General features: G+C 70.5%; 13 protein-coding genes. 3 read left to right on the top strand and 10 right to left on the bottom strand.

Annotation, left to right across the window (positions count from 1 at the left end):
* Positions 1-374: 374 nt before the first annotated feature.
* A complete protein-coding gene (locus K8640_RS00855) occupies positions 375-1,709 on the bottom strand; it encodes a replication-associated recombination protein A (RefSeq protein ID WP_223745342.1) in 1,335 nt (444 codons plus the stop codon).
* A gap of 118 nt (positions 1,710-1,827) precedes the next feature.
* Here K8640_RS00855 and K8640_RS00860 point away from each other — a divergent pair, with 118 nt between their 5' ends.
* Positions 1,828-2,673 carry an NAD(+)/NADH kinase gene (locus K8640_RS00860; protein WP_223745343.1) on the top strand — a complete coding sequence of 282 codons (846 nt, stop codon included), beginning with the start codon at positions 1,828-1,830 and terminating at the stop codon, positions 2,671-2,673.
* Between the two features lie 10 nt (positions 2,674-2,683).
* The gene (locus K8640_RS00865) at positions 2,684-3,457 is read left to right on the top strand and encodes a YdcF family protein (RefSeq protein WP_223745344.1); all 774 of its coding nucleotides are present in this window, start codon (positions 2,684-2,686) and stop codon (positions 3,455-3,457) included.
* Between the two features lie 4 nt (positions 3,458-3,461).
* Here K8640_RS00865 and K8640_RS00870 read toward each other — a convergent pair whose 3' ends face one another.
* Positions 3,462-4,544, bottom strand: a complete 1,083-nt coding sequence (locus tag K8640_RS00870) for a 2-oxoglutarate and iron-dependent oxygenase domain-containing protein (protein WP_223745345.1) — start codon at positions 4,542-4,544, stop codon at positions 3,462-3,464.
* Between the two features lie 203 nt (positions 4,545-4,747).
* A complete protein-coding gene (locus K8640_RS00875; RefSeq protein ID WP_223745346.1) occupies positions 4,748-6,361 on the bottom strand; it encodes a bifunctional UDP-sugar hydrolase/5'-nucleotidase in 1,614 nt (537 codons plus the stop codon).
* A gap of 244 nt (positions 6,362-6,605) precedes the next feature.
* Between K8640_RS00875 and K8640_RS00880 the strand changes: the two genes are divergently transcribed.
* Complete coding sequence (locus K8640_RS00880; protein ID WP_223745347.1) at positions 6,606-8,501, top strand: alpha-amylase family glycosyl hydrolase; 1,896 nt, start codon at positions 6,606-6,608, stop codon at positions 8,499-8,501.
* Between the two features lie 54 nt (positions 8,502-8,555).
* Here K8640_RS00880 and K8640_RS00885 read toward each other — a convergent pair whose 3' ends face one another.
* From K8640_RS00885 to K8640_RS00915, 7 genes are all read right to left on the bottom strand, one after another.
* The gene (locus K8640_RS00885; protein WP_223745348.1) at positions 8,556-9,302 is read right to left on the bottom strand and encodes an MBL fold metallo-hydrolase; all 747 of its coding nucleotides are present in this window, start codon (positions 9,300-9,302) and stop codon (positions 8,556-8,558) included.
* Positions 9,299-9,796: a pantetheine-phosphate adenylyltransferase gene (gene coaD, locus K8640_RS00890; RefSeq protein ID WP_223745349.1), complete on the bottom strand. Its 498-nt coding sequence runs from the start codon at positions 9,794-9,796 to the stop codon at positions 9,299-9,301. The genes K8640_RS00885 and coaD overlap by 4 nt, the downstream gene beginning before the upstream one ends.
* Complete coding sequence (locus K8640_RS00895) at positions 9,793-11,109, bottom strand: MFS transporter (RefSeq protein WP_223745350.1); 1,317 nt, start codon at positions 11,107-11,109, stop codon at positions 9,793-9,795. The genes coaD and K8640_RS00895 overlap by 4 nt, the downstream gene beginning before the upstream one ends.
* Positions 11,110-11,275: 166 nt before the next feature.
* A complete protein-coding gene (locus K8640_RS00900; RefSeq protein ID WP_223745351.1) occupies positions 11,276-11,872 on the bottom strand; it encodes a TetR/AcrR family transcriptional regulator in 597 nt (198 codons plus the stop codon).
* Between the two features lie 82 nt (positions 11,873-11,954).
* Positions 11,955-12,791: an alpha/beta fold hydrolase gene (locus K8640_RS00905; protein ID WP_223745352.1), complete on the bottom strand. Its 837-nt coding sequence runs from the start codon at positions 12,789-12,791 to the stop codon at positions 11,955-11,957.
* A gap of 105 nt (positions 12,792-12,896) precedes the next feature.
* On the bottom strand, positions 12,897-13,451 hold the full coding sequence (locus tag K8640_RS00910; RefSeq protein WP_223745353.1) for an adenine phosphoribosyltransferase: 555 nt from the start codon (positions 13,449-13,451) through the stop codon (positions 12,897-12,899).
* A complete protein-coding gene (locus K8640_RS00915; protein WP_223745354.1) occupies positions 13,448-14,434 on the bottom strand; it encodes a D-glycerate dehydrogenase in 987 nt (328 codons plus the stop codon). Before K8640_RS00915 ends, K8640_RS00910 begins: the two co-directional genes overlap by 4 nt.
* Between the last annotated feature and the right edge of the window lie 47 nt (positions 14,435-14,481).

Consider the following 14,481-nt stretch of genomic DNA (forward strand, 5'->3'; position numbering starts at 1 on the left):
CAGATGCACCCTTTGAGGGTATGGCCTTCGCCCGCGCACCGCGCCTCGCAACGACGCCAGAACGCGGCCGAGCAAGACCAGGGGCCGTAGTAGATGCTTGTCGTGAGTTGACCCCCACCGGGGCCGGGCACCGAGGGGCCGACCCACTTGGCGGATGCGGGTGGGCCAACTGCTCCAACTGTCGCGGAGCCGCATGCGGATGACAGAAGCACAAGGAGTAGCGCGCACAATCGCCGACGCATTGAAACGAGTTTAACCAGTATTCATTGGGCGTGAGAAGCTCTGCTCACGGACGCGACCCTGACGGAGTGGAGCCGCGAAGCGCCCTCGCCACCGTCCTCCGGGGACGTCTCGTAAGCGCACCTCTGAAAGGCTCACTCGCCGTCTTCACCCGGTTCGCGTGTCCTCTCCGCGAGCTGGCGCTGGATGTCCTCGTACCGCTCCGCCAGTCGCGCCTCCTCGCCGTTGCGAGTCGGCGTGTAGAAGCTCCGTGAGCGCAGCTCGTCGGGCAGGTAGTCCTCGGGGACGTAGTTGCCCTCGAAGTTGTGCGGGTACTTGTAGCCGCCGCCGTAGCCCAGCGACTTCATCAGCTTCGTGGGCGCGTTGCGCAGGTGCATCGGCACGGGCAGCGCGCCCTCCTTCGTCACGGCCTCGCGCGCGGACGTGTACGCCGTCAGCACCGCGTTCGACTTGGGCGCCAGCGCCAGGTACGTGACGGCCTGCGTGAGCGGCAGCGTGCCCTCCGGCAGGCCCACCAACTGGAACGCCCTCAGCGCGTCCACCGCCACGCTCAGCGCGCGCGGGTCCGCATTGCCGATGTCCTCCGACGCGAAGATGACCATGCGCCGGAACAGGAAGATGGGGTCCTCGCCCGCCTCCAGCATCCGCGCCATCCAGTACAGCGCCCCATCCACGTCACTGCCGCGCATCGATTTGATGAAGGCGCTGATGACGTTGTAGTGCTCCTCGCCGCCCTTGTCGTACAGCAGCGTCTTCTGCTGGAGCGCCTCCTCCGCGGCCTTGCGGTCCACGTGTGCCCCCGCATGCGCCGCGGCCACCTCCAGCCCCGTCAGCGCCTTGCGCGCATCCCCGCCCGCCGACGCCGCCAGGAACACCAGCGCGTCGTCGTCCGCCGTCACCCGTCCGCCCAACCCGCGCGCATCCCCGAGCGCCCGGCGCAGGAGCGCCACCAGCTCCTCGTCCTCCAGCCCGCGCAGCGTGACGACCCGGCAGCGCGACAGGAGCGCCGCGTTCACCTCGAACGAGGGGTTCTCCGTCGTCGCGCCGATGAGTGTCACCGTGCCCTTCTCCACGTGGGGCAGCAGCGCGTCCTGCTGCGCCTTGTTGAAGCGGTGGATTTCGTCGATGAACAGGAACGTCCGCTGGCGATGCAGGTTCCAGCGCTCCTGCGCCCGCGCCACCGTCTCGCGGATGTCCTTCACCCCCGCGAGCACCGCCGACACCGAATCGAACGCGGCGCCCGTCGAGCGCGCCACCAGCCAGGCGAGCGTCGTCTTGCCCGTGCCGGGAGGGCCCCAGAGGATGAGGCTCGGGACCTGGTCCGCCTCCAGCGCCCGACGCAGGAACCGGCCCTCGCCCGTGAGGTGCTCCTGACCGACGAACTCATCCAGGGCGCGCGGCCGCATGCGCTCGGCGAGGGGTGCCCGGCGGGCCTGCTCCTTCTGTCCCGCGTGTTCGAAGAGGTCCATGGACCCCTCAAAGCTAGCGCCCCGGAGGCGGGCACGCCGGGGCGTCTGTCCGGTGGGCGGGACCTTCGACAATTCAGGGGAGCGCCCGGGCGCCTGGCTGGATTATGAAGCAGGCTGCGTGCAGACCCTCGTCATCGTCGCGAAGAAGGACAACCCCGAGGCGGTGGCCCTGGCGTCCCGCATCCGCGAGACCTACCCGCACCTCACCATCCTGGGAGACCGCTCCCTGGCCCACGAGCTGGGCTGGCCCCGGGTGGAGGACCGCGAGCTGGCGGCTCGCGCGGACCTCACGGTGGTGCTCGGCGGGGACGGCACCCTCATCTACGCGGCGCGGCTGCTCGGCGGACGCGGGGTGCCCATCCTCGGCGTCAACCTGGGCAGCCTGGGCTTCATGACGGAGGTCCCCGTCGAGGAGCTGTTCACCACGCTGGAGGAAGTGCTCGCGGGCCGCTTCCAGGTGGACTCGCGCATGAAGCTCACCTGCCGGCTGATTCGCGGCGGACGCGTGCTCATCGAGGACGAAATCCTCAACGACGTGGTCATCAACAAGGGCGCGCTGGCGCGCATCGCCGACCACGAGACCTCCATCGATGGCGTGCCCATCACCACGTACAAGGCGGACGGCGTCATCCTCGCCACGCCCACGGGCTCCACCGCGTACTCGCTGTCCGCCGGCGGCCCCATCGTCCATCCGTCCGTGGACTGCACGGTGCTCTCGCCCATCTGCTCGCACGCGCTCACCCAGCGCTCCATCGTCGTGCCCGCCGACCGCACCATCCGCATCACCCTGCGCAGCGAGACGGCCGACACGTACCTGACGCTGGACGGACAGACGGGCCACGGCCTGCAGGGCGGTGACTGCATCGAGGTGGTGCGCTCGGCCAACCGGGTCAACCTGGTGCGCAACCCGCGCGTGGCCTACTTCTCCATCCTCCGGCAGAAGCTCCACTGGGGCGAGCGCTGACGGACGCTCCGTGTTCCTGTTCCTCTCGAAGGTGCTGGACCTGTTCCTGGCGCCGCTCACCTGGGCGCTGCTGCTCATCCTCGTGAGCCGGCTGCCCCGGCTGCGCCCCGCGCTCGCCCGAGGGCTCCTCGTCGCGGGGGTCGGGGTGCTCTACGTCTTCTCCACCGAGGCGATGTCCACGCTCTTGACGTACCAGGTGGAGGAGGGGGCCCACGACACGTTCCATCCCGGCGAGCCCTACGACGCCGTCATCGTCCTGGGTGGAGGACTGGACCCCTCCGCGATGGAGCGCTCGGGGCGGCTCGAGTTCAACGCCGCGCCGGAGCGCATCCTCCGGGGCTATGACTTGATGCGCGAGGGACACGCCCGCTTCGTGCTCATCTCCGGCGGCTCGCTGGACCCGCGCCCCACGGCGGTGGTGGAGGCGGACGTGCTCTCGCGCATGCTCCAGGACTGGGGCATCCCCGCCGAGCGCATCGTCACCGAGGGCCAGAGCCGCAACACGCGCGAGAACGCGGTGGAGTCCGCGCGCATCATCCAGGAGCGCGGCTGGAAGCGGCTGCTGCTGGTGACGAGCGCGGCCCACATGCCCCGGGCGCAGGGGTGCTTCGCCGCGGTGGGCCTGCGCCCGGACACGCTGCCGGTGGACGCGAGGATGCCGGCCTTCCGCATGGGCCGGCTCGGGTGGCTGCCCCGCGCCGGAGCGCTGTCGCAGAGCACGGACGTGCTCCGGGAGCTCGCGGGGCGCGTCGTCTACCGGCTCCGGGGTTGGACTTCGCCCTGACGTGTCAGCCCGCGGCGAGTCGTCGAGGCACCTCTTCCACGGGGGCGGTGCGCTGGACGGCCTCCTCCCGCAGCCACGCGAGCGTCGTCAGCCGGTCCTCGTCGAGGATGCGCTGGGTGGTGACGCGGTCCGGGTAGCAGCGCATGAACATGTGCGTGAAGTGCGTGCCGTAGTGGATGAACTCGTCGCGCGTGGGGTCCTTCAGCGGGCGGACGCAGGCCTCGAAGTGGGGCTCGTGGAAGTACGCCATCGCGAAGCGCTCGCGTGAGGCGAGCACCACCTTGTGCGGCGTCGACAGCAGATAGCCCCGCGTGAGGAACTGCAGGATGTCTCCGGGGAAAACCGTCAGCACGTCGGGGACGGGCTTCACGAAGGTCCACGGCTCGTCGTGCTCGTACATGCCCGCGGAGCTCTCGCCCTGCAGCCAGTTGCGCTTGCGCGGCTCGCCCTCGACGGGCGGGCGGACCCACAGGCCGCCCACGTCGTCCTGCGCGGCGATGACGAGCATGCCGTAGTCCGTGTGCGCGCCGATGCCTCGCGTCGTTGCGGGAGAGCGTGCGGGAAAGCGCAGCACGCGCATGTGATGCCAGCCGTCCTTCGTCAGCGCGGTGAGCGCGTCGATGTCCAGGCCCAGTCCCAGCGCGGTGAGCCGCAGGAGCCGCTCGCCCGCGGAGCCGAGCTCCTCGGTGTGCGCCGTCATGCCCAGCCGATAGGCCTCGTCCGGCCAGGGCGCCGGGCCATGGCAGGGCCAGCCGGAGTGCACGCGCGCGTCGGTGAGGGGCACGTCCTTGCAGACGGTGAAGACCTCCGAGTAGTCGGCCTCGCCCGCGGTCAGCTCCTCGCCGGAGGCGACGTAGCCCGAGTACGTCGAGTCACTCACGCAGCGCTGCTTCTCCTCCAGCGGCTGACGGAAGAAGCGCCGGCTCAGCTCGAAGGCGTCACGGGCCTTGTCCGCCTGCGCGGGGCTCATGCGAATCTGGAAGATGCCGTCGCGTCGCCAGGCTCGAATCATCGCGAGCCCGAGCGCGACATCGGCTTCACTTCCACTCACGACGTGCGGCAAACGGAATGTCTCCAACTCGGCCATGGGCGCTCCCGGGTGGGGGTGGGCTGGGGGCGCTCCCGGAAACAAGCTGGCCGAGTCGGAAGATGCGACGGGGGCGCTCCGCCGGCGCGCGAGTGGAGCAATCCCTCGCGTTCATCGCCAGACACGGGGCCAAATCCACCCAGGTTTCGGGGGGTCAGATTGTCGGGAAGTGGATGCGAGGGCGCGCGAATTCCGCCCGGGGTTTATTTCAGGGGAGGCGAGGGTCGGCGCGCGTCGTGTGAGAGCGTCGCGCCATCCAGCCGGACGATGCGGCCCTCGGCCTTCGCGCGCGGCGCGGGCTTGCCCGAGTGCAGCGCCTGCGCGAGCAGGTCCAGCGGCGTGCGCCCGTCCTTCATCGCGGGCGTGGAGGGCAGCCCCTTGAGCATGTCGTAGCCGTCCTTGCCGCTGGTGAGGAAGCTCAGCGTGGCGAGCCGGTACGTGGCCGCGTCGTCGAGCGGCTTGCCGTTCACCTTCACGTCGACGACGCGCGAGCCCGGCGGCTTGCGTGCGTCGAAGGTGAAGCGCATGCCGGAGACCTGGAGGAAGCGGCCGGGGCGCGCGTCCTCGCGGCTCAGGCTGACGCCGTTCTCCAGCGCGGCGCGCAGCGTGGCGCCGGGAATCTCCACCACCACCAGCTCGTCGGTGTAGGGCATCAGCGCGTGCAGGTCCCTGCGCGTGAGCGTGCCGGCGGGGAGGATGGTGTCCGCGCGCAGCGCGCCCCCGTTGACGAAGGCCACCTGGGCGCCGGCCGCCTCGCGGAAGATGTCCGCGACGAGCGAGCCCAGGTTCGTCTCGCGCGAGCGCACCTGCGTGCCGCGGGCGTCGAGCGCCACGGGCGTCCTGCCCACCGGCTCCGCGAGCCTGGCGAACAGCGCCTCGTAGGGCTTCATGGCCGCGTTGAACTCCGCGTCCTCGGGCACCTTCTTCGTGACGGGCAGCCGCGCCCAGGACACCTTGCGCACCTTGCCCGTGGCCGTGTCCACGTCCAGCGTGAGCCGGCCCAGCTCCAGCGCGTCCGCGGGCACCTTGAAGATGGGCGTGCCGGTGGTGCGGTCATTCGCGCCCACGTGGTCATGCCCGCCCAGGAGGGCGTCGACCTTCACGCACTTCGCCAGCTTCCGGTCCTGCGCCAGCTCCAGGTGCGTCAGGCCCACCACCACCTGCGCCCCGTCCTCGCGCAGCTTCGCCACCGCCTCCCGCGCCGCCTGGCAGAAGTCGGTGAACAGCGTGTCGGGCCCCGCCTTCGTCGAAGTCTTCGTCTCCGGCAGCACCACGCCGAACAGGCCCACGCGGACGCCACCCAGCTCCCGCACCTCGTACGCCTTGACGCCCTCGAACAGCGCGCCCGTCTTCCCGTCGACGACGTTGGCGCCCAGCCAGGTGAAGCGCGACTGGCGGATGCGCTCCTTCAGCACGTCGTCACCGAAGTCGAACTCGTGGTTGCCCAGCACCGCCGCGTCCAGCCCGAGCGCGTTCCACGCGTCCACCATGTGCCGGCCCTTGAGCGCCTTGCCGTCCACCTCCAGCAACGACTCCACCGACGGGGACAGCGTGTCGCCGCCCAGGAGCGTCAGCACGTGCGGGGCAGGCGACTCGCTCAGCACCCGCTTGCGCAGCGTGGCCACCCGCGCCAGGCCCCCCCGGCCCCCGTGCTCCTGCTGGGGCTGCACCTGGTACACGTCCGCCAGGTGGAGCAACGTCAGGCGCGTGGTGCCCGCGGGCGCCGCGCCCTGGCCGAGGCCCGGGGCCAGCGTCAGGAGCAGCGCGAGCGGCAGGAGCAGGGCCCCACGTCGGGCCAGCGCTGTCGTCGTCGTCATCGCGAGTCGTTCTCCAGGGGCGCCCGCACGGCGCCGGGCTCGCCGGAGTAGCGCACTCACGCGACGAACGCGAGCACACCCGCCTTCACCTCAGGCCCCTGAGTCACGACCATCCCAGGACAGCCAGGAAAACTGCCGCAGTGTGTCATGGGTGAAAGTTGCAGAAATCTGATGAAGCCGGTTTGCCCGTACTTCACTGCGATTGCTAGGACCCGCCCTGAACAACCCTAGGGAGGTCGTCACCATGCGACACAACACGTGGAGCGCGCTGCTGTTGGCCGGCTTGTTGGGCTGCGGCGAGAGCGCGCTCGAGAATCAACAGCGCTCCGGTGAGGAGACAGCGGAGGTCGTTCAGCGGCTCGGCCCCTCGGGGCGACCGGGCATGGGCGCCACCATCTACTCGGGGGGCGTGACGTTCCGGACGTGGGCGCCGCTGGCGCAGAAGGTCTTCGTCGCGGGCGACTTCAGCGGCTGGGGCTGGATTGAGCTGGGCGGCGAGGGCAACGGCAACTTCTCTGGCGACGTGGCGGGCGCGGTGAAGGGCCAGAAGTACAAGTTCGTTACGCGCAACGCCTGGGGTAGCGACGCGTGGCGCGCGGACCCTCGGGCGGCGTGGCAGGAGAACTCCACGGGCGCGAGCATCATCTACGACCACGGCGAGTACTGGTGGAACGCGCAGCAGTTCAGCACGCCGGGCTTCAACGAGATGGTCATCTACGAGATGCACGTGGGCACCTTCCACGACTCGCCGGGCTGGGGGCCGGGCAACTGGAACAGCGCCATCGCGAAGCTCGGCTACCTGCAGGACCTGGGCATCAACATGGTGAAGGTGATGCCGGCGTACGAGTTCGCCGGCGACTTCTCCTGGGGCTACAACGTGGCCTTCCCGTTCGCGCCGGAGAGCGCCTACGGCTCGCCCAACGACATGAAGCGCTTCGTGGACGAGGCGCACATGCGCGGCATCGGCGTCATCTTCGACGTGGTGCACAACCACTGGGGGCCGAGTGATTTGCCCATGTGGTGCTTCAGCGGCAACTGCCTGAACAACGGCGGCGAGTACTTCTTCGATGACGGTCGCAAGGTGACGCCGTGGGGCAACACCCGCCCGGACTACGGCCGTGCCGAGGTGCGCGCCTACATCCGCGACTCGATGATGAATCTGCTCGACAACTTCCGGGGCGATGGCCTGCGCTGGGACGCCACCAAGTACATGCGCACGATTGATGGCACGGGTGACATCCCGTCGGCGTGGCAGGTGTTCCGCTCCATCAACAACGAAATCAACACGCGCAACGGCTACAAGATCTCCATCGCCGAGGACTTCGGTGGCGGCAACTCCATCACCGACAACGCGAGTGGCGACTTCGCGGGAGGCGCGGGGTTCGACGCGCAGTGGTCCGCGGAGTTCGTGCACCCCATCCGCGCGGCGGTCATCGAGCAGAACGACGCCAACCGGAACATGGGCGCGGTGGCGGCCGCGATTGGCCAGAGCTTCAGTGGCCGGACGCACGCGCGCATCATCTACTCGGAGAGCCACGACGAGGTGGCCAACGGCCACAGCCGCGTGCCGGAGGAGATCTGGCCGGGCAACGCGGGGAGCTGGGCGTCGAAGAAGCGCTCCACGCTGGCCGCGGGCATCACCATGACGTCGCCGGGCATCCCGATGATCTTCCAGGGGCAGGAGATTCTGGAGAACGGTTTCTTCTCCGACCAGGACCCGGTGGACTGGCAGAAGCTCACCGACTTCGGTGGCATCCACAACCTCTACCGCGACCTCATCCGCCTGCGCCGCAACTGGAACAACAACACGCGCGGCCTGCGCGGGGGTGGCCTCAACGTCCACCACATCAACAACACGAACAAGGTGATTGCCTACCACCGGTGGGAGAACGGTGGCCCGGGCGACGACGTCATCGTCGTGGCCAACTTCAGCAGCACCACGTTCAGCAGCTACAACATCGGCTTCCCGCGCACCGGCACCTGGCACCTGCGCTTCAACAGCGACTGGAACGGGTACTCGGGTGACTTCGGCAACACCCCGTCGGCGAACACCACGGCATACAGTGGCGGCAAGGACGGCATGGGCAACAACGCGTCCTTCGCCATCGGGCCCTACTCGCTGCTCATCTTCTCGCAGTAGCGCGTGGAGGACGCATCCGGGCGCCCGGAGTCACTTGGGGCGCCTGGAAGCTCCTCACACGGTGTAGCGGCGGCCCTGCTGGAGCGGCTCGATGACGCTCGCGGCCGTGTCGAAGTCGTCCGGGTAGTGGATGAGGCGCATCCGGGCGCGCAGTCCCTCCGGCAGCGCGGCGAGCTTCTCGTAGGGCGTGTGCACGCCGTAGTTCGTCTCGTGGATGACGAGGTCCGCGCGGGACAGCCAGTCGATGAGGCCCTCGTCGAAGGCGGTGTCCGCGCTGTAGCCCAGGCACCGCCCGCCCGCGTGGATGCGCAGCGCGGTGGTGGGCACGTGGTGGTACGTCATCCGCGCCTCGATGAGGAAGGGCCCGTGGCGCACGGCCGACTCGGTGGAGAGGGGCGTGTGCTCGAAGTAGTCCTCGAAGTGCTTGGGGCTGGGGGCCTCGCCGCGCTTCTCGATGAGGCACTCCATGCCCGCGGCCAGGTGGCCTTCCCACAGGCGCTCGGCGACGTCCGGGTGCGCGAGCAGCTCCAGCTTCTTTCGCAGGATGAAGAAGGAGAAGTAGCCCAGGCCCTCCAGGCCCGAGGAGTGGTCCGCGTGCAGGTGGGTGAGGGCCACGGCGCTGACGCGGTCCACGTCCAGCGGGACGCCGGACGTCAGTGACGCCTCGCGCATCATCTTCCGGATGGGGTGGGGACAGTCGATGAGGAGGACCTGGTCCTCGACCTCCACGGCCAGGCACGAGGAGTAGTGGAGCGCGGAGAAGGCGTCACCGACACCCAGGGGGATGAAAGTCATGCTCATGGCTGGCTCCGGTGGGACGGGTGGAGACGCTCGCGCAGCTTCGCCGCGACGGCGGGAGGACAGAAGTCGGAAACGTCCTCGCCCCGGAGCACGCGCGCCTTGAGGCCGCTGCTGCTCACCTCGGCGAGGTGTGCTTCCGCGGGGAGGAAGAGGGTGGCGAGCTCGGGCGCGAGCACGCGGTTGTTGTGCGCGAGCTCCGTCTCGAACTGGGCGTCGGTCGCGCCCCGGACGCCGCGGAGCAGGACGCTGGCGCCGATGGCCCGCGCGTAGTCGACGATGAGCCCTTCGGTCCACGCCACGGTGACATTGGGGTGGGGGGCCACGGCCTCTCGCACCAGTGCGACGCGCTCGTCGGGGGACAGGAGCGTGTTCTTCGCGGGGTTGATGGCGACGATGACGACGACGTGGCCGAACAGTCGCGCGGCCTGGCGGACGACGGACAGGTGCCCGGCGGTGACGGGGTCGAAGCTGCCTGCGTAGACGGCGATGGTCATGGCGACACCTCGGGTGTTCCGGGCGTGAGCGCTTGTGACTTCGGGAAGGCGATGGTGACGAAGAGGGTGCCCGCGACGCAGAGGGCCGCGGCCAGGAGGAAGTGGCCCGTGTAGCCGAGGGCCTGTGCGCTGAAGCCGCTGAGGGCCGCAGCGGCGCCGGTGGCGAGCACGACGAGCGAGGCCTGCACGGTGTAGTCGGTGGCGGCGTGGTCGGGACGGCAGACGTCCATCATCGCGGTGAAGACGGCGGCGGTGGCCATGCCGCTGGCCACATGCTCCACGGCGCAGACGGCGGTGAGCCAGGGCAGGCCCGACACGGTGCCGCTGGAGACCAGCGCGTACAGCAGCACCGCGGTGGACTGGATGGCGCCGAACAGGAGCAGGGCCCGCTTGCGTCCGAGCTTCACCACGAGGCTGCCGCCGAGGAGCGCGCCCACCAGGCCCGCGGTGAAGCCCACGATTCCGAGCAACCACGCGATGTCCGTGAGCGTCAGGCCCCGGTCGACCAGGAAGGTGCGCAGCATGCCCGTGGCCAGCGCTTCACCGGCCTTGTAGACGACGAGCAGGGCGAGCCACGTCCCCGCGCCCGGGCGCCGCACCCACCAGCCGAGGCCCAGGCTCACGCGGGGCGGGGGCTCGGAGGGGGGCTCGCGATAGAGGGCCACGGGGATGGTGGCGACGAGCAGCATGAGGCCGAGGGCCACGAGGGTGGGGCGCCAGCCCGCGGCATCGAAGACCGCGAGCATCACGCCGCCGCCCAGGATCATGCCCACGCGGTAGGCGGCCACCTGCACGCCGTTGCCCCAGCCGCGCTCGGAAGGGGAGAGCAGCGTCACCGCGAGTCCATCGGTCGCCACGTCCTGCGTGGCCGCGAGCAGGTTGACGCCGAGCACCGCGGCGAACAGGACCTGCGTGCTCACGGTGGTGTCGGGCAGCGCGAGCGAGAGCAGCAGGCCCGCGCTCAGGCACTGGAGCGGGAGGATGTAGCCGCGCCTGAGGCCCCAGTGCGCCGAGCCGTGCCGGTCCATGTACGGCGCCCACAGGAACTTCAGCGCCCATGGGAGCGCGAGCAGGTGCGACAGGCCGATGGCGGGCAGCGACAGGCCCTGGTGGCGCAGCAGCACCGGGAGCGCCTGGGTGAAGAAGCCGAAGGGCAGGCCCTGCGAGAGGTAGAGGCTCGACAGGAGCCCGAGCTTCGTCACCGTGCCCAGGTCGGGGCTCGCGACGAGGCTCGCTCCAGGGAGCATCGTCGAAGGGGTGAGCGTGTCTTCGCGTTGTCCGCGCCCGCTGGGCGGGGTTGGGAGGGCGCTCATGCGGGCCTCCGCGCGGACATGGCATCGCGCGACGTCGTGTCGCGGCAGCCTGTCGCCGCGATGCGCCGAGCGAGGGCCGCGACGGGCGTGGGCCCCGTGGCATGGGTGTCGTCGCATCGCGCAACGCCGGGTTCCCGGCCACCGGTCCAGTGTGGGAGGAGCGGGCTCATGCCTCCTCCCCATCCAGCACACCCGCGGCCATGCGCTTCACGGTGTTCGCGGCCGTACCCGCGGGCACCAGGCCCGGCGCGCTCGCCGAGAGCACGAAGTAGCCCTGCACCGCCGCGAAGAGCCCCGCCGCCAGGGCCCGCGCCTTGCGCTTGCCCACGCTCGCCGCGACCAGCGACTCCAACTGCTCCAGGTCCGCGCGCACCACCTGCTCATAGGCCGCGCGGACCTCGGGCTGACGGATGGCCTCCGCGCTGATGGTGACCCAGCCCGCGACCGCGCTCGTGTCCGCGTCGGGCCCCAGCGAGAGGAACGCGTCCACGAACGCGTCCACGCGGCCCCGGGTGTCCTCGGGCGCGAGCTTCGCGAGCTTCGCGGCCACCCGCGCACGGCCCCGCGCCGCGAGCTGCTCCACCAGGACGAGCAGAATCTCCTGCTTGTCGCTGAAGTGGTAGTGCACCAGCCCCGGGCTCAGCCCCGCCGCCTTCGCGATTTCGTTGACCGAGGCCCGCTCGTAGCCCCGCTCGGACATCACGCGCAAAAGGCCGGCGACGATTTGCTGGCGGCGCTCCTCGGTGTTGGACGGACGGGGCATGGTGGCCTTGTTTATTGGTTGTGTGACCAACTTATAAACAGGCGAGCGGAAGTCGTCAACCCGTCCTCGGGATGGAGTGGGCTCACCGTGGGGTGGAGAGGTCCCCCGTCTGGACCGCGGTGTGTCGCCCCGAGACGAGGGCCTGGATTCCCGTCGCCACCAGCGCCGGCACCTCCAGCGAGGGCAGGTGGCTGACGGCGGGGAGCTTCATGACGTGGAACCAGGGGTGCCGCACTGCGAAGGCCACCTGCGTCTCCAGGTAGTCGTGCGCGTCCGGTTGCGCGTACAGGTGCAACGTGGGCGTGGGCGGATTCAGTCCCGCGAGCGCGCGCAGGGGCGAGCCCTCCCGGGCATAGGCCGCCGCGATTTCGCGCGCCGCGCGGGCCCACATCTCCTCGGAGAACTCGAGCATGTCCTCGTGGATGACGCGCAGCACGTCCTCGTGCTCCACGCCGCGCGTCCACTCCTTGAACAGCGCGTCGCGCGTGCGTCCCCAGCGCTCCGACATGAGGCCGCGCAGCGTCGCGAGGAAGGGCGGTGGCGGCTCGGTGACAATCCAGTCCAGCAGGACGAGCTGGGGAACCCGCTCCGCGCCCAGCTCCCGGCGCAGCTCCAGTCCGAAGAAGCCCGCGTGGGACACCGTCACCGGCACCACCTGCTTCGCGCCGCTGGCCTCCACCACGGCCTTCAGGTCCTCGATCACCGTGCCGCTGTCGAAGTCGCCCTCGCCTTGCTCGGAGTCGCCGTGGCCCCGCAGGTCGACACAGAGGATGCGGTGTCGCGCGGAGCAAAGGGGGACCAGGGGCGCGAAGAGCTCCCGGCGCGTGCACCAGCCGGGGATGAAGAGCAGCGTGGGCTCGCCCTCGCCGACGTCGTCGAAGCGGATGCGGGCATCGCCGGTGGAGCGCACCTCGGGCATGTCTCCCCCCTGTGGAACGAGGCTTCTCGTCAGAGGGTGGACACCTGAACGGAGCGTCGCAGCAGGCGAGCGGGGAAGGGGCGGGGGCCCGGGTCGGCCCTTGCCTCAGAACGTCAGCAGGCTCGTCACGGGCGTCGGCGCCAGGCGTTTGCCACCGTCGAGGAAGCCCAGGTGGATGAGGAAGCTGAAGCCGACCAGCTCTCCACCCAGCCGCTTCACGAGCCGCCCCGTGGCCTCCGCCGTGCCGCCCGTGGCGAGGACGTCATCCACCACCAGCACGCGCTCACCCGGGGCCAGGGCGTCCTCGTGTATCTCCAGGCCGTCCGCGCCGTACTCCAGCGAGTAGCGCTCGACGACGGAGCGATAGGGCAGCTTGCCCGGCTTGCGCGCGGGGACGAAGCCCGCGCCCAGCGCGAGGGCCATGGGCGCGCCCAGCAGGAAGCCCCGCGCCTCGACGCCCACCACCTTGGAGATGTGCTGTCCCCGGAAGGGCGCGGACATGGCGTTGATGACGCGGCTGAACAGCCTCGGGTCGGCCAGCACGGGGGTGATGTCCTTGAAGACGATGCCGGGCTTGGGGAAGTCCGGTACGTCGCGCAGACGGGCCTTCAGGTCATCGACGAGGGTGGTGTCGGCGAGGCTCGCGGCGGGCAGGGTCATGGGAAGAGCTCGGGGTTGACGCAGTGAGGAGGCCGCTGTCCGTCCAGCGCGGCCAACAGGTTGTCCACCGCCATGGAGGCCATGCGCCCCCGGGTGGCGTGTGTGGCGCTGGCGATGTGGGGCGCCAGCAGGACGTTGGGCAGGCCCAGCAGCGGACTGTCCTGGGGCAGCGGCTCGGGGTCCGTCACGTCCAGGGCCGCGCCGCCCAGGCGGCCCTCGCGCAGGGCCTCGACGAGCGCGTCCGGGTCCACCACGCCGCCACGCGCGGTGTTGACGAGCAGCGCCCCGGGCTTCATCGCCGCCAGCTCCGCGCGCCCCACCCAGTGCCGCGTCTGGGGCGTCAGCGGCACGTGCAGGGTGAGGATGTCCGCTTCGGAGAGCAGCGTGGCCTTGTCCACCCGCCGGGCCCCCGTCTCCCGCTCCAGCGCGGGCCTGGGGTCGCGGCCCACATAGAGGATGCGCATCCCGAAGCCCCTCGCGCGCCGGGCCACCGCCGAGCCGATGGCGCCGGGCCCGACGATGCCCAGCGTGGCGCCGTACACGTCCGTCCCCAGCAGGAGGGTGGGGCTCCAGGTGCGCCAGTGGCCCGCCCGGACATGGGCGTCCGCCTCCGCCACGCGCCGGGCGAGGCCCAGAATCAGCGCGAAGGCGAAGTCCGCGGACGTCTCCGTGAGGGCGCCGGGGGTGTTACCCACCACCACCCGCCGTTGCGTACAGGCCGGTACATCGATGTTGTCGTGGCCGACCGCCACGTTGCTGACCGCCCGCAGGCCCGGGGCCTGGGCAAGCAGGCGAGCGTCCACCTGGTCCGTCAGCAGGGTGACGAGCCCCTCGGAGCGTGCCGCCTCGGCGAGCAGGGTGTCACGGGAGGGTGGCAGCTCCTCGGGCCAGACGTGGAGGTCCACGAGCCTGCCCAGTCGCCCGAGGGCCTCCCCGGGGAGCTGGCGGGTCACGAAGACACGGGGGCGGACGGTCCGGGCCATGGCGAACGTTGATGCTCTCATAGCCTGATGCCGGTGGCTGCTTCCGC

Source organism: Myxococcus sp. XM-1-1-1 (genome assembly GCF_020037095.1).
GTDB lineage: Bacteria > Myxococcota > Myxococcia > Myxococcales > Myxococcaceae > Myxococcus > Myxococcus fulvus.